The organism is Mycobacterium sp. HUMS_12744610 (assembly GCF_041206865.1).
Lineage (GTDB): Bacteria > Actinomycetota > Actinomycetes > Mycobacteriales > Mycobacteriaceae > Mycobacterium > Mycobacterium servetii.
The window spans coordinates 186,630-211,655 of the sequence record NZ_JBGEDP010000002.1 but is presented as its reverse complement, the minus strand read 5'-3'; the positions used below and the strand labels follow the sequence as shown (position 1 = coordinate 211,655).

The following is a 25,026-nucleotide window of genomic DNA, read 5'->3' as shown; positions in this document are numbered from 1 at the left end:
GCCACCAGGCCACCTACGATCCCATTAATATCAGCCAGCGCAAGCCCCTCCCAGCCGTCGAGACCCCGATACGCGAAATCCCCGCCCTGCTGGAGGTCACTACATCAGCGCCGTCCTAGATGATGGCTAATGACACCACTACGGACGGATTCGAGATCAGCGTCGACGAGGGCGCCTACCTCGTGGAACACCTCGACCTCAGTGGCCGCTTGCCCGAAGTCCTCGCGCTGTACAACCCCATGACCGGCCCCGACCTCGCCGAACCATGGAAACAGCTGCAACGAGACCGCCTCACCGAACGCGGCATCCTCACTGCCAACGGAACACTGCCCGAAGTCACCAGTCTGGTTCGCACCATCGCGCATGCCGAGGAAACGCTCGCTATCCGGATCATCCCGCTCCACGAGCCCAACACCATGTTGCGCGTCGCCATCGCCTCCCGCTTCGGCCAGTACGTCGTCGCCAGCCGCACCCGCCACATCTTTCTGGTCCAACAGGTGCCGGCTGCCGACTGGCTCACCGCCACCACAGCAGTCCTCGCCGTCAACCTAGGCACCATCGAACCGGCCCCTTCTCAGCGATCTCATCCAGCTCACCGCCGCCGAAGCAGCACGCATCGCCGACACAGCCCCAGGACACGCCACCGACCGACTCATCGAGCACGGCCTCGACGCCCATGACGCCGCCATCCTCAACGCTTCGTCCAAACCCGACGTCGTCACGGAAATCACCGCAATGCGCCGCGTCGACGACGTCACCCGCCGCACCAAAACGGCAGTGTCCCTCCTCGACACCGAGAACTACGGACGCGTCCTCGCCTGGCCTCACGTCGGCGTAGACCGCCAAACCCATCTGACCTACGCCCCGATGTCCAACCAACGCCTCGACGGTGCACTGCGGGCACTGTGGGGCTCACTCGACGACCGCTAGCCCGAGCATTCGCGGTACCTAGGACGTCTTCTGCTGGCCATCGACGGCCGTTGTAACAACTACCTAGCCTGGGTCAAAACCGCTGCAGGACAACCTATAACGCTCCGGTGAACTGGTCCTCTTGAGAACGGGGCGATCGGCCTCAAAAGTGGATGAGGTGAGATCATCGCTGTTCGCTCGCCTCGCTGCCGTCGCCAACTCGCCGCGTCCGCGGCCCAAGCCGGTTCGCGAATTCCACGTGCCCGCCGAGCAGCTCCCCCAGCAGGTTCTTGATCGGTTGCGCCACCCCAGTGCGCCGACCTACCTGGTGACCTGGGACCGCACCGCCCATGACGCCGTATTTCGCCCCAGTGAGGTTCCTCTGAGGTGACCAGTGGCCAGACGCGCAAGACCGCAGATGAGGAGAACCCAGCAGCTGTGCTGCTGGGCATCCTGGTCATCGTCGGTGGTGCCGGCTACCTGGGATACCGGTACCTGCGCAAGAACACCGACCTGGCGGCCTCCGTGGACATCCCGACTGCGGTCGCGGTCATCGGCGCGACGCTGATTGCGCTCGTTACTGCAGGAATCGTGTGGCACGGCGCACGCCCCGGTGAGCCGTCGGCGGCCGAGCCCGAAAAATGGGCGCTTGCACTGCCGGTGGGCCCAGCGACCATCGGCACAGCATCGGCGGCGTTCGCAGCGACAACCGCCGCCGCCCGCTGGCTTCTCGCAATGCCATTCGTCACCGCGATTGGAATCGCCCTGGCCGTCGGCATCGCCACCGCCGGCCTCACCATCGAGCCCTACCGCCTGCGGTGCGCCCGCCTGCAATTGCGCGGCACCCTAATCCAGGCGCTCTACGCCCCGCTCGGCCACAAGCAACCTTCGCTGCAGGTCGTCCCACAGGCGAAATGGGACGCCAAAGCCACAGCGCCCCAAACGATCACCATCCGAGCAAGCCGCCCGATGACAGCCACCTTGCCCTCAAGCGACGACCGGCTCGAACTCGACGACGCCATCGGCACGACAACAACCACCACCGCCCGACGCCTCGATCCCGCCACCACGATCCGCCGCGCCCTGCGCACCCATTGTGACGCCCACTTTCGCGTCAGCGCCGACCCGTCAGCGCTGGTATTCACCGCCACACAGTTCGTCCCCGAGCAGATGGATGAGGAGCTGGCCGACCTCACCCGCAAGGCCCGCGACATCTTCGAATCGTCTGCCACTGTGACAGGAACTCTCGCCGACGGGTTCACCATCAAGCACGCGATCGCCAAGAAACTGATGGGCGACTTCCGCAAGCGGGTCGCCGAACAGAATCTCACCGAACTTGTTGGTGGCACTTGGCGGGTCAAATGGGACATGCCGGCATCGACTGTGACGTTCACCCCCAAACCGGTGCTTCCATTTCCCCTGTTCACCAAGCCAATTCCCGCTGTCCGGACGATCGAAGAAGCGATCGGCCAATACCGCCAGACACGGTTCGCCTACGGTGTCGACCTCGACCTTGGCATCCAGGAGTGGGATCCGCTGGATTCGCCCCACACCCTCGTCAGCGGAAAAACCGGCGCTGGCAAGACGGTCTACCTCCGCGGCCTGATCATGATGGCCGCGCTGCGCGGCTGGGCGGTGGTTCTCGTCGACTTCAAGGGCGGCTCGTACTCCGACTTCGTGGGCTGGCCCAACGTGCACATCATCAGCAGCGACCCGTTCGAGTCGATCGCCACCATCCACCGCATGTACATGCTCATGGAGGACCGCAACGCGCGAGCTCGTTGGGACCAATCGCAGTGGGAGCACAACCTGCCGTACCTCATCGTCGTCGACGAGGCAGCCCAGTTCAAAGTTGTACTCGAACGGCTGTGGGCCAACCTGAAACCGAAGAACGGCGCGAAGGAATGCCCGACATTGACCGAGCTCGGCGAACTGGCGCGCCTTGCGCGGACCGCGCGTATGCACCTTGTGGTCGGTATGCAACGGCCGGACCACACCCTGATCGACACGGAGGCCCGCGACAACTTCGGCAACCGCGTGTCGGTCGGCCCGATATCACGGATCGCGGCCGAAATGCTCTGGGACGACAGCTATGTCGGCCGCTACATTCCCCGGATCAAGGGTCGCGGCATGTCCACGGGAACGCACCAAGATCCACGGGAGACCCAGTACTACTTCACGCCAGCGGCCAACAGCACTGTCCCTGAGGAGGCCGCCGTCATCGAACAACTCCGGCCACCCGTAACGCTTGTCCCCCGGTACGTGCCGGAGCTACCGCTGATGCTCGACGGGGTCTCGTGGAACGAGATCGCGGATGCGCCGTGGTTCGCGCTGTCGGAGCGGCCCGACCTCGATCCCACCAACTTCTTCCGGAAGGTCACCTCGTTCGACGGAGATTCACGTCTCGGATTCGATGTCGCTGAGATCATCCGGGATGCCGAAAACGAGGGTATGGAAGAGCTGGTGTTGGCGCCTCGTGATCTGCAGCCCAAGGACGTTGTGTCCTTCGACGATGGGCACGTCGGCGAGGTTGACGGCATTGATGTCGCCGACGATGGCGTGGTCACAGTGATGTGGCAAGACGACGACAATGGCCGCCTCTGCGTGTCCAGCTTGTCGCCGACGAGCCGTCTGGCGGTCCAGCGCAGCTCCTCTTGAGAACAGCCTGCATACGGCCTTAGCGTCGTAGCCAAACCCGCCGTATTCGCTGGCGGGACCAGGAAAGGGGCGCAAGCAGCTCATGTCTTTTGAGGATCTGCTCGATCCGGGCGACATCTTGAGCGCCGCCGCGGGGGCTCCATTTGGGCCGGCGGGGCTGGTGGTCGGCCCCGTCTTCCGGGAACTGTTTGACATCGGACGCGAACTTTTCGGCTCGGGTGACCATCCGAAGATGCCGCCGCCGCCCCAACCTCCACCGGCTACGCCACCGCCCAATGGGCAGGGCCCAACACAGGAGCAGATCGACAAGATCAACCAGGTGCTCGCCGATATGCAGAAGCAGATCGAGGAGATGCACAAGGCTGGCGAGACCGCGGCCGATGAGACCGGGAACAATTCCGATGCCGGCCGGACAGCGCACGATCAAATCCTCAGCGGCGGCGGCGATCTGGGTCCGGCACTCGCGGCACAGGGTGGCACCCCGGAGGCCGACGCGGGCCGGCTCGCCGCGCTGCAGCAGCAACTCGACGAACTGAAGCAGAACGTGCAGGAAAAGGCTGGCAACGCCGACGGCATCGCTGACAGCCTGCGCAACCTGGGAATGGGCATGCCTGGGATGGGCATGCCCGCACTGGGCGGCGGGCCCGGCCTGGGCATGCCCAGCCTGGGCGGAGGAGGCCTCGGCGCGCCGGCGGGTCTTGGTGCCCCCCCGCCGCTGAGTTCCCCCGCGCGCAACAAGGACGATCTGAAGCCAGCGGACCTGTCCAAGCCCAGCGATGCGCTCAAGCCTGCGCCGGTGACCGATCCAGCGGCACCACCGCCGACGGTGGCAACACCTGCCGGTACCGGTGCCGCTCCTCCGCCGGCAGGCGCCGCGCCCGGCCCAGCTGCAGCTCCCCCTGCAGGTGCTGCGCCGCCACCAGCCAAGCCTGCGCCCGATGCTGCGGGGAATGCACCCGCGAGCAAGGACGTCACGCTGCCAAGCGGCCAGGTTGTCACCGCGCGAACACCTCAAGGCGCGGCCGCGGTACGCCAGGCACTCACCCGGACCCCCGACAGCGGCGATGTCGCGACGGCGGCATACGCCGGAACTGGTGTGGAGCTTCCCACCGACGGCGCCGACCTCGGCAAGAAGGTCGACCCCGCCGACGTCAAACCCGGTGACATCGTGGTCTTTTCGGACCACACCGCGATCGTCGCCGGCAACGGCCAATTGATCGGCCCGGACGGAAAGCTGCAGCCGCTCGGGGTCATCAACGACATGCCCGGCTTCAAGGGATTCTTCGATCCGACCGCAACCGCTGATGCACCCGCTTCGGCAACCGGCGCCACACCCGGCGCGCCAGGAAGCCCGCCGGTAACAGCGCCGACGGCCCCGCACGGCTCAGACCCGAGCAACTCGACTCCTACATCGGCCGTGATGGCCAGCCCGGGTACCACGAAGCCCACCACAGGACCAATCAAGCCGCCGAGCGATCCCGGCTTCGGACTGCCCGCCCAACCCAACCATGACAGTTGAGCAGGTCGTCGACGACTACCTCAAAGGCGTACGCGAAATCGTCGGAACGACACCCGCACCGACTACACCGGCGTCGCCGCCACCATCGACGCTGCCTGAATTCCCCAGCGCCGACTGGACCGGCAACGCTCACGACGCTGCGATCGCCGCTGGCACCTCTCTGCAGCAGGCGCGACAGAACCTGAACACCGCCGCGGGCGGCGTGGCCACCGCCACCGAATCGGCCAACAGGATCGCCGGGGACGCCACTACCCAGCTCGACGTGATCGCCGGCGAATGGGAACACGCCAAGGCCGCTGCCGGCGTACTCCCCTCCCCCGGCCCGCGTGATGCCGCGCTGATGCCTCAAGCGCAGATGACCATCGGCGAAGCCGTTGTCCTCATCTCAGCGACCACCGCCAAGTACGCCGACGCTGCCGCTGAGGTGCGCAAACACACCGCTACCCTGCCCAATCACATACCTGCGCAGAAGCAGCCGGATGGTCCTGAAGGCGATGGCGGCGCACCGCCCTCGCCCGGGTTGTCGACGACAGTGACCCCCGGCCCAGATGTAGCGCTGGCCGGAGGTGCGCCGATGCCCACTGGCCCGATGGACGGGCCGGTGGGCGCGAATTCAGCACCCACGGCAGCGATGTCCAACATGCTGCCCGCTGCGGCCGGGATGATCCCGGCCGCGATGGGTATGCCCGCAGCGTTTATGCCGATGGCCTCCGCACTCCCTGCGGGGGCGGCTCCCCTTGGCGGAATGCTGAGCCCGTTCATGCAGGCTGCCGCCGGCAGCCCTTCGCCGTCCACCACCGCCACCGGTGGCGCTGAGGACATCCCGAGCAGCGGTGCTCAACCCTCCAAACACACCGGACAACCGGGCACGATCAGGGAGGCGATCGACGGAGCCCTCGACGCGCTCGGCATCACCGATCCACAAGCGCGCCAGCGCTGGCAGGAGGGCTACCAGACGCTGATTGACCGCGAGTCGAGCGGCAGAGTCCATGCGATCGCCAACGGCGATTCGAACGCCGTTGGTCCGATGATGGCCGACGGTGGGCATCGAGGATCCTCCCGCGGCCTGGCGCAGGTCACACCCAGCACCTTCGAAGCTTTCTGGGTGCCTGGCACCAGCAAGGACATCTTCGACCCGGTCGCCAATATCGCCGCATCCATGAACTACGTCATCAGCGACCCCAAGTACCACGTGTCCCCGAGCGGTGTCGACCTCGCTACGAAGATCGCCCAGGCAAACCCTCGTTCCCAGGGCGGAGGTTACTGACCATGACCAGTGTGATCGAGGCTGTGGACGCCGTCATCCGGGAAGCTCGCACCCTCCTGGGTAGCGGACAAGGAGCGGTCCCCGGCGCCCCAACCCAACCGGGTGCTCCCGAGAATCCTCAGGGCTGGAACGGTCAGGCCGCCGGCGCCGCCGAAACCACCTCCACTCGCCTACTCGGGCTTCGCGGCAAGCTCGCCGACGCACACACGGCGGCCGTCACCGCTATGTCGGTAGGGCCCGACATCGCCAGGAACGCCCACAACGGTCTGGACGCCATCGAAACCGGTTGGCAGACCGACAAAGAACAGCTCGGACCTTTCGCTGGCACCCCGGAAGGCAAAGTGGCGCTTGCCGTCGCCGGCCAGGGGCGCATCGCAGAAACACAATCGCTCGTATTCGATATTGCTACCCAATACGGCGACGCGGCCGCCAACGTTGACGACGCCACCGCGAACCTACCCGAGACCGAGGAACGCGCCGGGGAAACCGATCCCACCGATCCTGAGCGCAAGCACCCCAAAGACGGCAGTGACCCGCTGACGGACCAGAGCGAGGACTTGGAAGGCGATCACACCGACGACCTACTGGCCGGCACAGCCTCCCCCGACCCGACCGCAAATCCGCTCTTCGGTCAGGCCAAGATGGCGGCCGAACCTGGCGGCATGCCCGCGCAGCCGATGATGCCGTCAGGCATGCCGATGGGCATGCCGGCAGGTGGCATGCCCACCGGCGGGGGCATGCCCAGCGGCGCGGGACTCAGCTCCCTCCTACAACCGCTGACTCAGGCGGCAACCACTGCGGCCGGTGCCGCCGACAGTGCGCCGCATGGCGACGTCGACGACAGCGACCAGCCCGACCACGACGCGAGCACCGGCGCGCGCGTGGTGAAGAACGCCGACCGCGCTCTGGGGCTGCCTTACATCTGGGGCGGCGGCGGGGCCGGCGGACCCACCGGTGGCGGTTTCGACTGCAGCGGCCTTGCCCAGTTCGCGGTCGCGCAGGCGACTGATGGCCGAGTCCTGCTGCCGCGCACCACTTATGAGCAGATACATGTCGGTGAACGCGTCGACCCCTCGTCTGCCCGGGCCGGTGATCTGATCTTCTCGAACTTCTCGTCCCCGGGTGTGCCGGAGCATGTACAGATCTATGCTGGCGACGGAAAAGTGATCGAGGCGCAGCAGTCTGGTGTGCCGGTGAAGTACAGCAGTGCACCCACAGGGTCCATCGTGGTCAAGAGGGTCGTCTAGGGCTGCATCGTCGCAGCTCACGACCGCCGAGCTTCTCAGATCGCCAGAGACGGCCCATTGGGCTGCTGGGCGATGGAGCACACCGGGGAATGTGGTACATGCGTCTACGTGCTCTACAGGGGCCATTACGGCGTTTTGGCCATTTCGACGCCGTCGATGACCGCTGATTCACCGTGAATCGACTGTGGTGTGGGCGTGTCCCCTGGAACACGTCCCAAACCCCCGATACATTCCCTACATGTACCGATTGCTGAAGGGATAACCTGTGGCCACCAACTCATCAGAGACAACCGACATCCAGCTGCCGAAGGCCCGCACCATCAAACGCAGCGCCGGCACCACTTCGCGCCGATCCGTCACGCGTGTTCGAGCAGACGCATCCACAACGCCGGCCTCTCGCGCCGGAATGCTCAGCGGACTGACCCCAGACGAGGCGATCGCGCAAGGTTTGAGCGTGGTGCAGATCGAGCCCACCGCCCTCATCCCCCACCCCTTCAACGACGCGAGTCGCTCCATCGTCGACGAAGACGATGAAGGCTGGAAAGAACTTCTTGTCTCTGTCGAGGAAAAGGGTGTCCGCATCGCCGCAGCAGCGGTGACACGGAAGGCATTCACAGCGCGCTGGCCACACTCGCTCAGGGACGACACACACGGCGAGTACGTCCTCATCTACGGACACCGCCGCAGAGCGGCCGCGCTGGCCACCGATACCGCCGCAATGCCAGTCATCATCGACGACGGAATCCTCGACACTCCAGACGGCGGACTCTTGGAGATGTTCAAGGAGAACCACGCGCGCGAAGGCCTCTCGCCCCTCGCTGAGGCAGAGTTCCTCGCCAGACTCGCTGAAGAGCTGCACATCTCGCAACGCGAGATCGGCAAAGCAGTCGGGATCAGCCAACCAACCGTGCAGCGCAGGCTGTCGCTGATCTTCCTCGAAAAGACACTGCAAGACGCGGTCCGCGACAAGCAGCTCTCCCCCACCGAAGGGTCGACGCTCGGCTCACTCCTGCCCTATGGACCCGTCCGGTCCTTCCAGACCGACCCCGACCCCGACCAAGACACGGATGCGCGCCGAGAAGAACAGTTCCGCGCCTTCGAGCTCACCCAGAAGAGCGGCATCCTGATGAGACAGGCCGCGGAACGGGTGATCGCTGAGCGGCGTTCCCGCGCCTTGGCCAACGACCAAGGCATCGAACTGGTCGACCCCTCGACACACTTCGGAGATGCGGCAACCGCACGCCGCCATCGCATCTACGACACCGTTACGGATCCCAGCACGGTGGTAGCGGCGATCGACGATACCGGCGCACTCGCCTACTACAGCATCGAAGCGCCTACACCGGTCGATCCAGAACCACTCCCCTCCCCCACCGCACCAACGGGGGCTGAGTCCACATCGACCACCGACGCCCAGGACGGGGCGGAGCCCGCCGCGCCACCGACGCCTACAAAGCAGAAGACCGAGAAGTCGAATGCAGGCCGCGCGGCGGCAACCAAAAGTCGCCGCGCCGCCGCGGAACGCATCGCGCTCGAACCGCCACCCAAGACCGACATGCTCCAGATCTTCGCCGACCTCTATGCACTGAATGCCATCGCCGAAGTCGACTGGTCAGCGGTCGATGCCCTCGCGAACAAGTGGGGACTCGACACCATGCCAGCACCGACGAATGCCAAAGCGCGGCTAGCGCGAGCGTGGACGACCGCTCTGGCCACCTACGAGATCCACGCGGGTGCAAAGTCGCAGTGGGGCGAGGTCGACAAGCTCTACTACATGCTGCTCCGGGACCGAGCCAAGTACGAACCAGGACCGTGGGAGCGCGAGCAACTCGACAACATCACCGAGAACTGATTCACCGTGAATCACCGACGCTGCTATCAGCATGCGCCTCTTCTTGGCGGCCGCGGCCCGATTCACGGTGAATCAAAGGCCGCTGCTACCGGCAATGTGGGTGGGGATGCCGCGCCGATATCGATGTCCCTAGGCCGTCCGATTCACCGTGAATCAACTGAGCGGCGCCGCCGGTTCCTGATCCACCGTGAATCGAATATGGGGGAGGACGAGCACTCTGCCAGCTCGGGGAACGCCTCCGGTCTCCGTGGCTTGCAGGACCGAACCCGCCGCATGATTCACCGTGAATCATCTCCATCGTGTGGCGAGAATCCGATTCACCGTGAATCAGGTACGGGGGAGTACGACGAGTACGAGCACTCTGCCTGCCCGTGGAACGCCTCCGGTCTCCGTGGTTTGCGGGATCGTTCCGGAAACCTGATTCACCGTGAATCGCCCATCGGGGAGGCCACGGCCATCCCCAGATATGTCGGGCACCCGCAATCCTCGAGAATCGCGGCTACGGCGATCGCTCGTTACCCCCACAACGTGAAGCGGCGCTGCCGCCTCTCAGGCATATCGATTCACCGTGAATCGCCTGTTCCGCATATCCACCGCACCGCACCCAACGACGCCGCGTCGATGCCGACGCGTCTCCTCACCTCGACACTGATTCACCGTGAATCAGAACATCCACAGGAAGGCCCTACATCGTGAGCATCTATGCCACCGCGACTATCGCCGGGTCAGCCGGCAAGACAACCAGCGTCACCTCGTTGGCCGTACTGTGCGCCAGCAGAGGCGCCAGTGTCCGCGTGATCGACTTCGATCCACAGGGCAATGCCAGCCGACAGCTCGGATACGCAGACCTCGACGAGAACGAACTGACCGTGGCTGACGTGCTCGCAGAGGCGGCAACGATCGCCGACGTGGAGAGGCCAGCACTGGCGCCGGCGGGAATCTCAGAGGAGGGGCTGCCGATCTTCGACGACGAGTCCGACATCGAGAACCTCACCGTTGTCCCGGCCTATTTCCCGACTCTTGATGAAATGAAGGAACGCCTGGGACATATCACCGGGGGAGTGACGCGGCTACGCCGGGCAATATCCGCAGCGCCTCCTGTAGATGTCACGCTGATCGACGCACCGGGTGTGAAAGGTGCGTTGACATTGTCGGCGATCTTGGCCACCCAGGCCGACCAGACGAGCGGCGCCTCCGGTGTCCTAACGTGCACCCTGCCCAAGCCCAAGGAGATTGAGGGGATCGGCAAGCTGGAGAACCTTATTGCCGCCGTGAACGAGGATCGCGATCTGGCCATCACGCTGAAGGGAATCATCGTCTGCGACGTCCCTACGAACAAAAGGAAGCTCTACCAAGAGAGCGTCGCAGACCTGCGAGAAGGCTACGGCGACCTGGTGGCTCCGTCGATCGGCCAGGCCGTCGGCGTCCCGGAGGCGTACAGCTTCTACACCCCGGTCCCACTCTTCCGGAACGCCCGTAAGACAACCCTCGAATACATCAAGGTGCTCGACCATTTCATCGCCGTCGGACTGTTCCCCGAGGTGAAGGCCAGCTGATGGTGCGCCCGCACAGTACCGTCAATGTCGACCATGATCGGCATGAGATGGCCCGCGCTGCAGTACGCCTAGTCGCCAGGGAGACCGGGCGAGAATACCCACTCGCACAATTCGTTCGCGATGCATTCGACGCCCAGCTGAAGCTCATCTGGGACGAGTACAACGAAGGCCGGCCGATACGACCCGACGCCACCCGACTTCCAACGCGCCCGGAAACCGACCTCGCTACCTCCACCGGCGAAAGAGCCGCGGCGCCCTCGGGTACCAATGGCGATGATTCACGGTGAATCGCGAACGGACTGTCCGGGTCGGGGAACACCGTCTGTCGACGGGCGGCATACCGGTGGGGGAGGGGAGTGGTGCAGGACGCGATCGGCTGCATAGACATCCTCAATACATGCAAAACATGTAGCGGGGGTGTCAATGGGTCCGCGGGCCCGGACGCCGAGAGTTCTCAACGGGCACCGGACGAGAAGTCAGCGACCGGATCCCGCGCCATCCATCAGGATGTCGCTGGCCGTCAACGACGAACCGTTCTGGACGACGAGTCCGTTACGAACCAGTTCGCCCCAGTACGTCGAGAACGTCCCCGACGACGACACAATCCCGGCGCGCGCACTGATCTCCTCTCGGGACAATCCGGCGGGGTACGCGTCGATCACCGCTTGCAGCATTCGGCCGGCACCCGCTCGAAGAATCCCTAGATAATGCTGCCGAAGCTCGTCACCGCTCATCGGCTCCGGCCGGCCGCCGAGGAATGCGAATCCCGTCTCGGTAAGCGTGAAACCGTCCGGGGTCTCGTCGATCAGGCCGGCCCGACGCAGCTCACCGAAATATGTCGACCAGGTGCCCGAGGTGTGCCGCATCTTGGCGACCACCGCCCATTGCGCCTTGGTGAGTCGCCGCGGAGCCATCCGCCCGAGAGCCTCGACCATCCGCAGAGCCCCCGCGCGAAACCGCAGTGGCTCATCGCCGGCGAGAGTCCGGGGGCCACGGGCTGGTCCGGCCGGAGCCTCGCCGGGGGCCGCTGCCGCGGCCTTCGGCTGGCCGTCGGTCCGGATCTGCGGCGCCCGATCCGGTGCGGGTCCAGTGGCCTGCCTACCTGTGGGCCGCGCCCGCTCGATCATCTGCAGTGGCATCCGCGATGCGGCTTGCAGCGGCGCGCAGCGACTCGTCGAGCCCCTGCCCAGATACCACCGCTTCCAGTTCGGCCAGGCGGCTACGCAACGTCACGATCTCAGCGTCACGTTCACGCAACGTCTGTTCGAGCACCCCAATACGCGCCTGGACAAGGTCATCAGCGGGGGCCGGCTCACCACTTTTGCTGTGGGCTGCTCTGCCCCCTTGCTCGGCGGCCTTGGCGGCCGTCGCCGCGATCTCCGCAGTGAGCCTCTTCAGGTCGATCTCGGCGCGTGTCTTGGGGACGACGCGCGCCTGGCCCGGCCGCGGAGTGGCGTGTGAGTCGAACGTCTCAAAGAGTGGCAGCTGCACGCGCTGGAGGAGGCTCAAGAATGCCGGGCTCCATACCCAGGCCTCGCCGACCCTCAGTGTTGGTAGGGACTCGACAACCTCACGGGCTCGCGTCCCTGTGGAATCGGCGTTCACGCTGATCCAGTCCTGGGCGGCCTTGATGGAGCGCGGGCCGGTCGTGCGCAGCAGGATCACCGTCTCCATTAGTTCGAGCACAGACTTGGCGACTTCTTGGCCGCGCTGGGTGGCCACCGTCATCCCTAGGCCGCGGCTGCGACCTCGCTTGGCGAGATCCTCCATCGCGCCGAGTAAGCGGGCGGTGTCTGCGGTCGCACGCTGAGGGATGAGAACATCAGCCTCGTCGATCACCACGTGGAGAGGATCCCGGTTGCGGGCATAGAGACGTTCCACGAAAGCGGTCGCGAACGCGCGCGCTTTGGCCTTACGCATGTGCGACAGATCCAGGACCGCCGGTAACCGGTCATCGACGATCAGGTCGGCCAGAAGCTCGCCGGCGGTTGGTTCGAGGGGAACATCGGCGTGATCGCCGCCGAAGATGACGAAAGGCAAGCCGGGGCCGGCGCCGTCGGCGGACGATCGGATGCCCCACCAGTCGCCTTTGACGTCGATGACCACTGTCGGCAGGCCGGCCTGGTAGAGCTGCTCGACAAGGCGGTGCGCAGTAGCGGACTTGCCGCTTCCGCGTGTTGCGAGGATGGCGAAGGTCTCCGTGACCGCCTCCGGCGGAAGGATCAGCGTCTCGGCAAGAACGATGCAGTGATCGTCTTCGATCGATGCGTCAGAAGGCAAAGGTGCGGTGGGGGAGCGCCCGACGTCGAGCGCTGGCGCACTGTTCACTGTCTGCTCCCCGGTTTCGTCCCGTCCCTGGTCAGCGGTGGTCATCAACCAGCTTCGGTCTCGTGGTGATTGGTTGCAAGGGGATTCATCTGACCCAAGGCTTGATGGAATAAAAGAGAGCTGTAATGCTAGCAAGTGAGGAAGTAGGCAAACACGTAACATGGTAAGCTAAGAAGCAAGTGAGCTATCTAGCCAGTAAGAGCGGAAGATGCGCTGACAGCTAGCTTTGAAACACGTAAACGAGAAAACGAGAAAACGAGTACGCAAGTAGCACAGCAAGAGAGTTAGTAGGAAAGCCAGCGTGTGAGTCCTCTAGCAATCAATCCAAGTAGGGAGTACACATGCAGGAAAGTAAGCATTCCGGGAGGGCAACCATCCCGGCCCGCGAAACGAGATGCGCGTATGGCCGACTACGACCAGATCAGCTTCAGGGTGGATCCAGACCTCAAGCGCCAGTTCGAGCTCGCCTTGGTGTATCGATCGGTGCGACAAAAGAGGAAAGCCACCGCCGTCGGTGTCCTCACCCAGAAGATCGAGGAGTTCATCGCCGAAGAGGAAAAGGCGCGGGAGGCTGCACCATGATCCGTCGACCAGTCGCAGGAAGCATCGCAGCGGCCATCACCCTGATGGTCGCTGCGATCTTGACACTCGTTTCTGCACCCATCGCGGCCGCCAGCGCAGGAAGCCCTCTGGTGTATCCCGGGATGACCATCATCCAGGGCAGCGCCAAGTGCACCCTCGCGTTCATCGACACCATCCGTCGAATCGGCTACTCGGCAGGACACTGCAACGACGGCAGTACCGTGACAGATGAAGCCGGCACCCCAATCGGCACCGTGATGGCATCCCACAACAACCGTGCCGGGCAGACCTCCACCGGCCCGGACGACACCGTCATCGATTACGAAACCATCAGCCTCAACGATGATGCGGACCTGACCAGCCAGCTCGGCCCCGCCCTGACCCGACCGATCATCACCCAGCCCGGCGTCACACCAACGGCTGGAATGGTGGTCTGCCACCGCGGCGCCACGACCGGAGCATCATGCGGCGAAATCGACGATGTCCACGACGGCTGGTTCACGATGAAACCCGGCACCCTCACCAGCGACCATGGTGATTCTGGGGGACCGGTTTACACCTACACCGACGCCACCGGATCCACACCGGTCATCGTCGGAATCCTGCGGGGCCGCAACGGTTCTCGCACCGCAGCCGTCAGCTGGCCCGACACCCTGCGCCAGGCAGCCTACGACGCTGCCACACTTATCAACGGATAGGCCGCGGTCCGATGGAACCTGAAGGAAGGAAAAGGTATCGCCGTGTGGAAATGGATGACAGGCAGGCGCCGCCGACCGGTCCCCGAGCCGCGATACGCCGTGGTGGTGTCGTGGTGTCACGGGGCGGGGCGAGCGATCCGGAGCTCCTCATGGGCGGCATCCCGACTACCGGCGCAGATCTGAACGTCTCAGCCGGGGTGGTCTACAGCAATCTAGACTCTGCGTTCGGTGACATCACCAGGAACGGATTACCCACGCGCGCCGCGCCTTCCGACGACGGAACATGGTGCGCGGTTCGCGACACGAAGACGGGAGCGATCCTCCATCCATGACCAGGTCAGCGAGTCGACCGGGATAGCGTCGGCGCGATCTTCACGTGAATCGCCACAACGGCGTGGATATGCTTAGCGGCAATCACCGACGAGTGAAGGACGCCGCTAACGGATGCCTGGACAGATACACGCCCTCTGCGACGATGTGCGGGCGCAGCTTGCCGAGGCGATCAACCAGCAAATCACCAACAACGGCTGGACCCAGGCCGAAGCTGCGGTGCGACTCGGGGTCAAACAGCCGCGAATCTCGCATCTGGTCAACGGCCAGACTGAGCGTTTCACCGTCGACGCATTGTTGAATATGGCCACACTGGCCGGCCTGAAGGTCGAGGTCCGCGTCACACACTGACCAACCACGGAAGACACCTGGGGGAGGGGACTTCAGGTCAGGAATGCCGTGTCCACCAGCCGTAGAGCTGATCGAGTGTTGGGACTGGATTTCCGCCGTGAATGGTACTGACTAGCAGGTCGCTGTCGGTGGTCCATGCGACCGTTGGCACGCCCGCCTGCATTCCGCACACCACGGTCCCAGCCACCCGGTCAGGTGTTGCCAGGCGACGCCAGGGACCAGGGGACTGGATCCGGCCAGGGCAGATCTGCACATCGAGGCTGCGGGTGATGGCGTCGAACTCCCGAGCCATCACGGCCCGGTCAGGGACGAGTGTGTAGGTTGCTGACGGCGGCCAATTCGGGTCGGTGGTCGTACAGGTCGCGGTCGCGGCCACCGTGTCCGGCGACGGGGTACTGCGACAGGATCCGGTCGGGAAGATCGCGTTGAGCCGCTTCAACAGCTGCTCGTCCGGCCCGGGGTTGGCGCTGGGCGGTGTGGACTCGTGCGTTGTGCTTGTCTCGGCGTCGCCTGGAGCCAGCATCCACCACGCCACGGCGGCGACGACCACCAGCAGCGCCGCCGCTCCTGCCGCGATGGCGGCGACCGGCGCCCTGGGGCGGCGTCGCGGGGATGCAACAACCAAGCTGGCGTTGATGGAGTCCGACCACGACTCCGACGCCGGTGGGGACACGTCGGTTGGCGGGTCGATCGGCTCATGGCGGGGAGCCGGCACCTCCGGCACTTCATGTTGAGGAGGTGTAGGGGAGAGCCCCGGCGACGCCGCCTCGACGTGGGCCGTCACCTCCTCGGTGACGACAGGAATTGGGTCGGTGGGTGGATTCTCGTCGACGACGCGTCGCGCCGGCATACCCGCGGCGTCAGGTGCCGCAGGTACCGACGGTTCAGGCGTCGTCACGCGGCTACCCTCCTCTAAGGCGGCGGCGCGGACAAGCCGCGCATCAGGCATCGAACCCGCCATTATTTGCCTTCCACCAGCCGTTGCACCCCGGCTACAGCACTCTGAGCAGATTACTCAGCCGCGCCAAACGCTGAGCAGCCGTCGCGCAGTCGCGCGCCGCGCTGGACACGTCCCCAGACCCTCCCAATGTGTCGGCAGCCAGCGCTGGGTCTAGCCGTAAAACCACGTCCAACGCGGCACGCAGCGCGTCAACGTCCGCCGTATCAGCTCGGGCCCAGGCAGACGCCGCAGCGGCCGCCGTGGGCAATCCTGCGGCCCTCACATCAACGGTAGGCGTGGAGTCTGTCGGCTCGTGGCGATCGTGCGGATGCTCGCCGACGCCGCGGCCCTCAAAGCTTCCGGCGGCCTCGTCGGCGGGGGAGACGTGGGCGCGCTGCCCAGCGACGGTTGCAGGGCCAGCCGCCGTAGCGCCGGCAGCTGGCTCGTCGGCCGGCGCCGCCGATAAGGACTCAGGCACGGCATCGGAGGGTAAGACGTCGACGACGACGTCGGCTGCAATGTCACGACGGCGCCGTTCACTGATCACCGTGTCAATCAGCTCGCGCAGCGCCGCGGTGCGCTCCTCAGCGCTACCGACGCCTTCCAACCGTCCCGGGGCCGCTTCAATCACTCGTGAGGCACCGGACAAGCCAAGAACGGCAACATCATTCGGTGTTACCGGGATACGAACCTCGGCACCGGTGATTTCCAGCAGCGGCGCCACCAGCGTCTCTACCCCCTGGCGGTAGCGCCTTGCATTCGATTCGGAGCCACCGAGCTTATCGCGGACGAACCCGACGAAATCCCGGTACGGCTCCCCGCACCGATCGCGGAGGTAACGCCAGTCCTCGTCACGATAGATCGCCGCCAGAACCTCCAGAACACCGCTGACCGCGCGCGCCAACTCATCGACGCGGCGAACGGCACGTTCCTGCGCTGTTTCCACATCGGCCGCCGTCACGGTGCAGATTGTCACGCTCACTTCGATACCTGGGCCGCGGTGGCGGTTATCGCGGGACTTGCTGTCGCACCGAGGAATTCGTCGAGCCGTTCCCGTGTGTGAGGATCGGCCAAGGCCTGCCGGACCACCGTGGCGAGGGTCTCGGTGAACACGCCGAGCTCGCTGTGAACAGCGCAGCGCAGTCGGATCCGCCGGCGTGAAGTTCCGTCGGCGAGCACCCGGATCAAACCAACGGTGACCTTCCCTGATGCCAGCGCGGCGGGCCCGCTGCGCACCCAGCCCATGACCCGGTGCTCGACGAGCAGCCCCACCAGCGGATCCTGCGTGCTTCCCAGTGGCAAGGCCTCCAGGGGCCCGTCGGATTCGTTGGCGTGTCCCAGCTCGGCGCGGCGCTGGTATTCATGGTCGGCCATGGACAGACCGGCCAAGTAGATCTGTCGCAGTGCAGCGCGGTCCTCGCCGTCGGCCAGCTCGAACCGGCGATAGGTTTCGCAGGCCCCGTCCGGGGTGGACGTGTACTCGATATGTGCTTGGCGTAGCCGATTCCGGGCTGTCGCAAGACGCTTGCGCACCGACGCCAGAGCCCGGCGCTTATCGGCGATCGGGTCAGTGGTCGTCACGTTCACGTCGCTCTGCTTCGTCGACGGCGAAGAACGCGTCGATTTGTCGGTCGACAGCGGCGTCGTCGCATCCTTCGAAGACGTGGGTCACGCCGTCGGTCGGATCGGTTACCTCGACTTGAATGCGTTCAGGCATGATGTACTTCCTTCCGGTGTTATGTGGTCTGTAAGAGCTTGGAGCGGGCCATGATTCGGTCCGTGGCCTTGATCACGGATTCAGCGGTCTTGCGTACCTTCTCCTTGTCGCCGTGGGCCCATCCGTCGATGTAGGAGAACGACGCGTTGTCGGTCAAACCCCATCTGCGACCGACGACGTAGGAGACGCTTTGCGCTTCCACCTCCATCGTTGAGCGCTCGCCGCCGGCGCCGGTGTGGTACTTGTCGGTCCGCTCGGTATGGCCGCACTCAATGTGGGCGAGTTCATGGGCAAGCACCAGCCCTTGGTGGGCGTGGCTGTAGTGGGTGTTGATGGTGACGGTCTTCAAGTCCGGGACGGTGCGGCCGTCGGGAATCCCAGGTCCGTCGCCGAGATCTTCATACACCACGCGGTATCCGTGTCCCTCGATCTGTGCCGTGAGATCCTCGTGCATTCCCTCGGGTGCCGAACCCGACATCCGGTCGACCTCCACGACGGGACGCTGGGGGAGCGGCTCGCCGTCGGTAGAGGACACGTCGAACACGGGCACCGTCTTGAACCCGGTGACTTTCTGCTCGTACCTAGGTTTGCCCCTGGAGTCCAACACCGGGTTGCCATTGGCATCCTCGACGCGGACCTTGCGGACCATCGGAGCGAAAATCCAGACCGCCTTCTCGCCCTTATTGACTGAGCGACCTAGCTCTTTCCATTTGTTGAAACCGGCGACCTGAGTTGCTTCCGGCTTCTGCATATAGATCAACAGCTGGTTGTTCAGCGAGTACTTGTGAAACTTGCCCGAGAACTCCAACCACTGCCGCCAGTTCTCGCCAGTGTTGAGCTCGTTGATCGCCGTGTCGATCTCACGCCGAATGTCCTCGGTGCGCGTCTCCTTGTCGGGGAAGCTCACCACTGGCCGCGCAACGCCACCACTTGAGCCGCCGGCGCCGTTGTCGAGCGCGGCCAATTCCTGTACCAGTTCGGCTTCAGCATGCTCCAAATCCAGCACCGCCACCGCGGTGCGGTGATAAGCCGCACGCGCATCGCCTGGGCACCGGCGCGGACCGTCGGGGTCGCGTTCTGATCGGCACATTGGCCACATCTCCTTCACCTGGCTGACAAGGGGATCTGATCCCCAGCATCAGCCAGCTCAAGAGCCGTCTTCAAGAGGACTCCGCCCCGCCGGCGGCCGCTCCGGTGTCCTGTGGAAAACCCCGATCACCGCGCATACCGTCAAAATGTGACCACTGCATCAAGGGCTGCCAGCGAAGACGTCCCACGTCATCTCCTGACTGCCGTCCACGCGGTCACCACAGCGGTCGCCCAGGCCCGCCACAACCGGCAGGAAGCCGAACAGAGCGAACACGACGTGATTGGCCTGGCGTTCCTGACGATGCGCCAACTCGGCTTCAGCGACCACTACATCGCCCGGGAGCTCGGCCACCCCAGAGCAGAACTGCGCGCGTACGCCAAAGCCGTCCGCCAGCTACCGTCGTACATCCAGGACGCCACCACCCCAGCGGCCCGATCGCAACCCGAACTGCTGTGGCACGCCGCCCGCTGCGCCGCCAGCACGTGGATCGAATCGGAGACGATCACCAGCAGCCGCGACGTCATCATCGCCAACAACATCGACGACATCGAATACCCTTTGCCCGTGGCCACCCTCGACACAGACGGCGCCGAATTCGTCCATCAGCGCACCGGCGAGAAACTCATCATCTACTCACCGCAGCGGTGGAAGGGCACACCAACCGTCGTTGACGGCCGCCCCACCAGCTGGGATCACCAAGGCCACTACCGCATCGAGTTCATCAGCGCCGCAGGCGAACGCGGCGCCATGGCGCCGACCCTGCTCGGCCTCACCCCCGAGGACATCCACTTCAACACCCGCGATGCCCGACGCCGCGACGACCACGACGTGACCTTTGCCCGCATCGTCACCGCGCTGCGCCGCGCCCACGCCATCCTCCCGCCCTACAGTGTCGCCGCCGCTGACGCGTTCACCCTGCGATGACCACTACACCACGCTCCAGCCCCGACGCCGACGACGACGCCGACGACGACGCCGACGACGACACCGGCGACGAACCCCAACCCACGTGGAACGTGGACATCGCCGGCCGCCTGGCACACACCACCACGGCCATCACCGAATTCCAGCACCACATCGCACGCCTGACCCTGCTGCGCGCGCACCTACTCTCCGCCCGCGACGGCACCCTCACAGCCACCTGGCGAGACAACCTCAGCCGCACCCTGGCCGAACCCGACGGACTCCCGCCAGCGCAACACCAGGCCCGCGTCGACGCCGCTACCGAACTGGCCAACCTGCCGTCCGCGGACTGGGAACCAGACCGCGGAGTGGGCTGGCGAGCCTCCCTCGACGCGTGGTTCGAAGCGATCAAACAGTGCTTGACCGACACCGACGACACAGAACAGCGACTTCGGACCCAAACCGGCATCAATCTCGCGACCTCCATCGTCGGAACCGCTATCGACCGTGACCTGGCCACCGCCTCCTACCGGGCCGGAATGGCCGCCGCCGGCCTCGACGTCGACTGGTACGACTGGCTGCTCGAACGAGTCCACCAATGGCCTGACAAGCAGCGACGCTCCTACCAACTTGACCTCATGACCTTGGAACCCACATACCGCGAAAGCGTCGAGCAGCTGCCCAGTTACTGGCGGTAACACCTCACCGCCGGTACCGGCCAGCCGCCAACAGCGGAGCACCGTCCACCGCAAGAAACGACCGTCTCAACTCCGCGAGCGTGAGCAGCATGAACCTCGACAACGGGACCAGTCGCGACAAACCAGGCTCGTCCCCGGCAGCTGCCGCGATCGGCCCCACCCCAGCCCGAGACAACGTCCGATACCCCCGCGCAACGCCGCTGACCGCAAACCCGATAGCGAGATCGCCAGCACGCCGCCACGGCAATTCGAGAAACGGCAAGTCAATATGATCGCGAATGTCGTCGCCAAGCGCACCGATCAAGAACCGCTCAGTCACATCCATGTCGACGGCGAACAGCAGGATCTCGGTCATGCCTTCGCTATCGGTTTCCGAGAGCTCCACCCGGCCGGCATCGCCGCGGCGTTGTAGCCGATACCAGCTACGCCCGCCACCCAGAGGCGACAGCACCGTCGCCTCACTGTCGACGCGGACCTCATACCCGGCCGTGCGTGCCCAACCCGCACATTCAGCGGACAACACCGGCACTTCGCCCACTGCTACAGCGATTGGTCGGAGACGAAGAACCGTGGCGACACCCCGAAGAAGTCCGCGATCACGCAGATATCGTCGAGGTAGGGCAGGCTCTCGGCCCGGTAGAGCCGATACATCTGGGACTGCGACAGGCGCCAACCCGGATATTGGGCAGTAAGCATCCGCTGCAGCCGCAGAGGTGTCAGCTTGCGGGGCTTTCCCGCCGACGTGCGGACGCGGTACCGGCCCATCAGGGTCTTGAGCTGTTCGGCGAAATACGCCGCCGCAGGATGAGCAGAGGTGGCCGCAGGCTCCAGCGAATCCGCCTCGACGACCTCCATCGACTTCCGGTCGCTCGTCATACACCACAGGATAGGCGGATTCAACAGCTCCAACCCTTGCCGCGGTCCTCTGGAAAACCACCACTATCGGCCCATACCGTCGGGACATGGCAACCCGAGCCAGCCTCACTCCGACCAGGACGCAACTGCATCACTGGATTAGTCAGGACGCCCACCTGGCCCACATCTGGGCTGAGCGCCACCCGCGTACCCGCGACACAGTTAACGATTTCGCCGAATGGTGCACCGCTACCGCCGGGCAGCTAGCCTCCCCGAGCATCATCGACCCGGACGCGATCGCCGCCGAATGGCGGCTGCGGGCATACGGCAGCGGTATCCGCGCAGCCAGCTGGCCCATCACCGCCGGCGCCTTCGCCGCCGCCGCGCTGATGGCCGGACTCGTCGTCGTCGCCGCTGGACATCCAGCCGCCGGCCTGGCTCTGCTGCTGCCCGCGCTGCTGGGCGTCGGGATCGTCATCGCCGCTAGGCCGACACCACATCTGCTCGTCGGACCTGCCGACCGCACGCGAGCCGACCGCACAAAATCGGCGAAACGTCTCTACTCGCCAACGCCAACACTTTTCGCGACACGAACTGTCGCCACCGCGATCAGCGTGTGGCACCAACTCCCCAAGAAACGACGGACCGCACCGTGAGCATCACTACCGACGCCAAAGACGAACTGACCCGTGTCCACGTCGACAACACCAACGCCCGCAAGGCAGAAGTCACCGCACTGCTGCGCTACACCGACAGCCTCCGCATAGTCGACAACCACCTCGTCTTCGCCGCCGAGCTCGACCTCGCCAGCACCGCCCGTCGCCTGCAGGCCAACATCGAAGAGCTCTACGACTGCCACGCCAGCCTGCGCGTCGTTGCGGCCGGCGCCACCCGGCCCGTCACCGGCTATCTCATCTACGTCGGCAAAGACGCCGAACCGCTGGCCCGTCGGACGGGGTTGTTGGACCGCCGCGGCGCGCCCGTGCGCGGCATGCCCCCGCACATCGTCAGCGGAACGATCGCCGACGCCGAATCCGTGTGGCGCGGCGCCTTCCAGGCCCGAGGCGCCCTCGTCGACAACGGCCGCACCACCGCCCTCGAAGTGCACTGCCCCGGCCCCGAAGCCGCCCTCGCGCTCGTCGGCGCCGCACGCAAACTCGGCGTTCACGCCAAGATGCGCGTCATTCAGGAACGAGACCGCGTGACCATCCGTGACGACGACATCAGCGAACTGCTGTCCCGGATGGGCGCACACCACACCCGACCGATCTGGGACGCACACGTCACACGCCGCCGCGCACGCGCAGCCAGCACCCCTGGGGAACAACTCGCCAACTTCAACGGCGCCAACCGGCGCCGCTCAAGCCGAGCCGCAGCCGAGGCTGTCGCCCGGGCGCAGCGTGCCCTGGAAATCCTCGGACCCGCCGCACCCCCAGTGCTCGCCGACGCCGGTCAACTGCGTATCGCACACCCCGACGTCTCCCTCGATAAACTGGCGCAGCTGGCCGAACCGCCGATCAGCAAAGACACCGTGGCCGGACGGATCCGCCGACTCATCCGGCTCGCCGACCGCACCGCCCACCGGGCGGGAATACCCGACACCGAAGCCGCTCTAGCCTGGGACCAGCTCAAACGCTCGTCATGACCGATCCGAACCCGGACACCTGGCCACAGCTCCTGGCACACCATGCACAGACACCCCTGGCCGAACTGGTCGACGGCTTCACCGACATCACCGAACTGCCCGTCCCCTACGCACAGCTACCACGCCGAGTCCACACCGCGTTCGCGGGCACGTTCACGCGCTGGGCGGACTTCGCACCACACAGCCTGCACACACTGCTGAGCCTCCCCGGCGTCGGCGATGCCAACGCGCGCGACATCCTCACAGCCGCCACGAAAGCAGCCGCCGCGCACCAAGCGGCCATCAGCAGCAATGAACGGCCATCCGCCGACGCTGCAGTGGGCCAGCTCCTCGACGCCCTCCCCGCACGCGACCGCATCATTCTGGCGGCGCGACTGTGGGCCGCCGAACCCGAACCACCGGCAGTGCTCGACGAGAGACTCGGCGTCTACCACGGCTGGGTCGGGCGCTACCAACGCCGCTCCACCGCCAAGTTCACCGAACTGCTCGCCACACCAGCGCACCAAGCAGTCACCGACTACGCCCACCACCTGGGACACCAGATCGGCCCTTACGCCCCCGCCCCAGTTGTCACAGCAGCCCTGACCACACTCCACGTAGATCCATCGAGCGAAACCGCACGAGTCTTGCTGTACCTGGCCGGCCCCTACACCCGTCTTGGCGACTGGTTCGAGAACCCAGGTGGCAGCGACCGCGCCGCCGCCGCCATCGACACAGCATTCGCTGTCCAACCTGCCCCGCACTTCGCAGCTCTCCTCGACGCACTTCGCGCGATCGGGATGGCACCTCAGAGCGCCCAGTCCTATCTGCACAACCAACTAGATGCCCGCCGCTTCGGCGACCAGTTTGTCCGCTGGGGAGAGGCGATCGCCGACAAGATCGAAGCCGCTCTGCATGTACTTAACGCGCCGGCCACCGTTGATGAGATCCTCGCGACCGTCGGGCACGACGAAACCCCCCGCCGAGCCGTTCACGGCGCGCTGATCCGACATCCCCGATTCGTCCGCACCAGCAGGCGCTCATGGGGACTGCACACCTGGGGCCACCATGAATACAAGGGAATCGTCGACGAGATCCGGATCCGCATCGACGCCGCCGGCGGCCGCATCAACCTCACTGAACTCATCACCGATATCCGCGCCACATTCCCCGACATCGCCGAAACCTCGATCCGAACCTATGTGAGCACCCTGGCCTTCATCACCGAAGCCGGCACCGTGCGCCGGCGCCGACGCACAGACCCATGGCCCGTCCTCGCCCCCGTCAACACCGTCCGCGGCGCCTTCCTCAGCGCCGACACCCATCTACGCCTGGCAGTACCCGTCACCAGTGACGTCATGCGAGGTTCGAGCCAGCACTTCAAGACAGCAGTGGCCGCCGCCCTCGGCATTCTGCCCGGACATATACGCGTCATGACCGGCCCGCACGGCGCCATCACCCTGAATTGGCCACTAACCTCCACCACCGGCGTGCGCACCAGCTCGCTACGGCCTCACGTGCAGGCGACCGGCGCCAGACTCGGCGACACGCTGGTCCTGATCTTCTCACTCGACGACAACTCGGTGGACGTCGAACTGATCAGATCAACCCTGCCCGAGCACCAACGGCTGCAGAAGCTGGTCGGCCCCATCAGACTCACCGTCAACACGCTCGCGGCAAGCCTGGAGTGCAAACCCGCCGAGGTGACCACCGTGCTACGCGCCCGCGGTGACGAGGATCTCGCCGACATCGTCGAGCACCTGCCGCCCCGACACAGGGTGACGGGCCCGCGCCAACGCCAAGGACGGTCCTCTTGAAACCCCTCACAGCCCGAACCACGATCGAAACCGTGGTCAACCCGCACGCAAACCCCACCCAGTCCCACCACTGGGAGGTGACGGT

General features: G+C 65.3%; 25 protein-coding genes. 16 read left to right on the top strand and 9 right to left on the bottom strand.

Features of this window, described 5'->3' with window-relative positions; genetic code table 11:
• Positions 1 to 119 precede the first annotated feature (119 nt).
• The 8 genes from AB8998_RS30580 to AB8998_RS30545 all read left to right on the top strand — a co-directional run bounded on the left by AB8998_RS30580 (position 120) and on the right by AB8998_RS30545 (position 11,008).
• Positions 120 to 680 carry an ESX secretion-associated protein EspG gene (locus AB8998_RS30580; RefSeq protein WP_369742045.1) on the top strand — a complete coding sequence of 187 codons (561 nt, stop codon included), beginning with the start codon at positions 120 to 122 and terminating at the stop codon, positions 678 to 680.
• A complete protein-coding gene (locus AB8998_RS30575; RefSeq protein WP_369742074.1) occupies positions 586 to 930 on the top strand; it encodes an ESX secretion-associated protein EspG in 345 nt (114 codons plus the stop codon). Before AB8998_RS30580 ends, AB8998_RS30575 begins: the two co-directional genes overlap by 95 nt.
• A 366-nt stretch (positions 931 to 1,296) precedes the next feature.
• Positions 1,297 to 3,567, top strand: coding sequence for a type IV secretory system conjugative DNA transfer family protein (locus AB8998_RS30570; protein ID WP_369742044.1), 2,271 nt, complete (start codon positions 1,297 to 1,299; stop codon positions 3,565 to 3,567).
• Positions 3,568 to 3,685: 118 nt separating this feature from the next.
• A complete protein-coding gene (locus AB8998_RS30565) occupies positions 3,686 to 5,086 on the top strand; it encodes an NlpC/P60 family protein (protein ID WP_369742043.1) in 1,401 nt (466 codons plus the stop codon).
• A 202-nt stretch (positions 5,087 to 5,288) separates the two neighbouring features.
• On the top strand, positions 5,289 to 6,353 hold the full coding sequence (locus tag AB8998_RS30560; protein WP_369742042.1) for a hypothetical protein: 1,065 nt from the start codon (positions 5,289 to 5,291) through the stop codon (positions 6,351 to 6,353).
• A 2-nt stretch (positions 6,354 to 6,355) separates the two neighbouring features.
• On the top strand, positions 6,356 to 7,600 hold the full coding sequence (locus AB8998_RS30555) for a C40 family peptidase (RefSeq protein WP_369742041.1): 1,245 nt from the start codon (positions 6,356 to 6,358) through the stop codon (positions 7,598 to 7,600).
• A gap of 265 nt (positions 7,601 to 7,865) precedes the next feature.
• Positions 7,866 to 9,452, top strand: coding sequence for a ParB/RepB/Spo0J family partition protein (locus tag AB8998_RS30550; protein WP_369742040.1), 1,587 nt, complete (start codon positions 7,866 to 7,868; stop codon positions 9,450 to 9,452).
• Positions 9,453 to 10,144: 692 nt separating this feature from the next.
• A complete protein-coding gene (locus tag AB8998_RS30545) occupies positions 10,145 to 11,008 on the top strand; it encodes a ParA family protein (RefSeq protein WP_033721400.1) in 864 nt (287 codons plus the stop codon).
• 476 nt (positions 11,009 to 11,484) lie between these two features.
• Here the strand turns inward: AB8998_RS30545 and AB8998_RS30540 are convergent, their stop codons facing one another.
• Both AB8998_RS30540 and AB8998_RS30535 read right to left on the bottom strand, forming a co-directional pair.
• A complete protein-coding gene (locus AB8998_RS30540) occupies positions 11,485 to 11,886 on the bottom strand; it encodes a hypothetical protein (protein ID WP_369742039.1) in 402 nt (133 codons plus the stop codon).
• 220 nt (positions 11,887 to 12,106) lie between these two features.
• Entirely contained in the window at positions 12,107 to 13,381 is a 1,275-nt protein-coding gene (locus AB8998_RS30535) for a helicase HerA domain-containing protein (RefSeq protein WP_369742038.1), read from the bottom strand.
• Between the two features lie 357 nt (positions 13,382 to 13,738).
• Here AB8998_RS30535 and AB8998_RS30530 point away from each other — a divergent pair, with 357 nt between their 5' ends.
• The 3 genes from AB8998_RS30530 to AB8998_RS30520 all read left to right on the top strand — a co-directional run bounded on the left by AB8998_RS30530 (position 13,739) and on the right by AB8998_RS30520 (position 15,297).
• Positions 13,739 to 13,918 (top strand): hypothetical protein, encoded by a 180-nt coding sequence (locus AB8998_RS30530; protein WP_005113661.1) that lies wholly within the window; start codon positions 13,739 to 13,741, stop codon positions 13,916 to 13,918.
• Complete coding sequence (locus AB8998_RS30525) at positions 13,915 to 14,616, top strand: Rv1815 family serine proteinase (RefSeq protein WP_369742037.1); 702 nt, start codon at positions 13,915 to 13,917, stop codon at positions 14,614 to 14,616. Before AB8998_RS30530 ends, AB8998_RS30525 begins: the two co-directional genes overlap by 4 nt.
• A 444-nt stretch (positions 14,617 to 15,060) precedes the next feature.
• Positions 15,061 to 15,297 carry a helix-turn-helix domain-containing protein gene (locus tag AB8998_RS30520; RefSeq protein WP_369742036.1) on the top strand — a complete coding sequence of 79 codons (237 nt, stop codon included), beginning with the start codon at positions 15,061 to 15,063 and terminating at the stop codon, positions 15,295 to 15,297.
• Positions 15,298 to 15,334: 37 nt separating this feature from the next.
• On the opposite strand, the gene AB8998_RS30515 is transcribed toward AB8998_RS30520, so the two are convergent.
• From AB8998_RS30515 to AB8998_RS30495, 5 genes are all read right to left on the bottom strand, one after another.
• Positions 15,335 to 16,195 carry a hypothetical protein gene (locus tag AB8998_RS30515; RefSeq protein ID WP_369742035.1) on the bottom strand — a complete coding sequence of 287 codons (861 nt, stop codon included), beginning with the start codon at positions 16,193 to 16,195 and terminating at the stop codon, positions 15,335 to 15,337.
• Between the two features lie 94 nt (positions 16,196 to 16,289).
• Positions 16,290 to 17,219 carry a hypothetical protein gene (locus AB8998_RS30510; RefSeq protein ID WP_369742034.1) on the bottom strand — a complete coding sequence of 310 codons (930 nt, stop codon included), beginning with the start codon at positions 17,217 to 17,219 and terminating at the stop codon, positions 16,290 to 16,292.
• Entirely contained in the window at positions 17,216 to 17,818 is a 603-nt protein-coding gene (locus AB8998_RS30505) for a hypothetical protein (RefSeq protein WP_369742033.1), read from the bottom strand. Before AB8998_RS30505 ends, AB8998_RS30510 begins: the two co-directional genes overlap by 4 nt.
• Positions 17,805 to 17,954, bottom strand: coding sequence for a hypothetical protein (locus AB8998_RS30500; protein ID WP_369742032.1), 150 nt, complete (start codon positions 17,952 to 17,954; stop codon positions 17,805 to 17,807). Before AB8998_RS30500 ends, AB8998_RS30505 begins: the two co-directional genes overlap by 14 nt.
• Before the next feature lie 19 nt (positions 17,955 to 17,973).
• Entirely contained in the window at positions 17,974 to 19,053 is a 1,080-nt protein-coding gene (locus AB8998_RS30495; protein ID WP_369742073.1) for an ArdC-like ssDNA-binding domain-containing protein, read from the bottom strand.
• A gap of 138 nt (positions 19,054 to 19,191) precedes the next feature.
• Between AB8998_RS30495 and AB8998_RS30490 the strand changes: the two genes are divergently transcribed.
• Both AB8998_RS30490 and AB8998_RS30485 read left to right on the top strand, forming a co-directional pair.
• Positions 19,192 to 19,968 (top strand): hypothetical protein, encoded by a 777-nt coding sequence (locus AB8998_RS30490; RefSeq protein WP_369633233.1) that lies wholly within the window; start codon positions 19,192 to 19,194, stop codon positions 19,966 to 19,968.
• Positions 19,965 to 20,645 carry a hypothetical protein gene (locus AB8998_RS30485; RefSeq protein WP_369742031.1) on the top strand — a complete coding sequence of 227 codons (681 nt, stop codon included), beginning with the start codon at positions 19,965 to 19,967 and terminating at the stop codon, positions 20,643 to 20,645. Before AB8998_RS30490 ends, AB8998_RS30485 begins: the two co-directional genes overlap by 4 nt.
• Positions 20,646 to 20,649: 4 nt before the next feature.
• On the opposite strand, the gene AB8998_RS30480 is transcribed toward AB8998_RS30485, so the two are convergent.
• Together AB8998_RS30480 and AB8998_RS30475 are read right to left on the bottom strand one after the other, a co-directional pair.
• On the bottom strand, positions 20,650 to 21,183 hold the full coding sequence (locus AB8998_RS30480; RefSeq protein WP_369742030.1) for an Imm61 family immunity protein: 534 nt from the start codon (positions 21,181 to 21,183) through the stop codon (positions 20,650 to 20,652).
• A gap of 2 nt (positions 21,184 to 21,185) precedes the next feature.
• Positions 21,186 to 21,521 (bottom strand): hypothetical protein, encoded by a 336-nt coding sequence (locus AB8998_RS30475; RefSeq protein ID WP_369742029.1) that lies wholly within the window; start codon positions 21,519 to 21,521, stop codon positions 21,186 to 21,188.
• Between the two features lie 86 nt (positions 21,522 to 21,607).
• Between AB8998_RS30475 and AB8998_RS30470 the strand changes: the two genes are divergently transcribed.
• Genes AB8998_RS30470 through AB8998_RS30460 form a run of 3 tightly spaced genes read left to right on the top strand, consistent with a single transcriptional unit; the run spans position 21,608 to position 24,941 of the window.
• On the top strand, positions 21,608 to 22,156 hold the full coding sequence (locus AB8998_RS30470) for a hypothetical protein (protein ID WP_369742028.1): 549 nt from the start codon (positions 21,608 to 21,610) through the stop codon (positions 22,154 to 22,156).
• Positions 22,153 to 23,145, top strand: a complete 993-nt coding sequence (whiA, locus tag AB8998_RS30465) for a DNA-binding protein WhiA (RefSeq protein ID WP_369742027.1) — start codon at positions 22,153 to 22,155, stop codon at positions 23,143 to 23,145. Before AB8998_RS30470 ends, whiA begins: the two co-directional genes overlap by 4 nt.
• Positions 23,142 to 24,941 (top strand): hypothetical protein, encoded by a 1,800-nt coding sequence (locus AB8998_RS30460; protein ID WP_369742026.1) that lies wholly within the window; start codon positions 23,142 to 23,144, stop codon positions 24,939 to 24,941. Before whiA ends, AB8998_RS30460 begins: the two co-directional genes overlap by 4 nt.
• Positions 24,942 to 25,026: the final 85 nt, after the last annotated feature.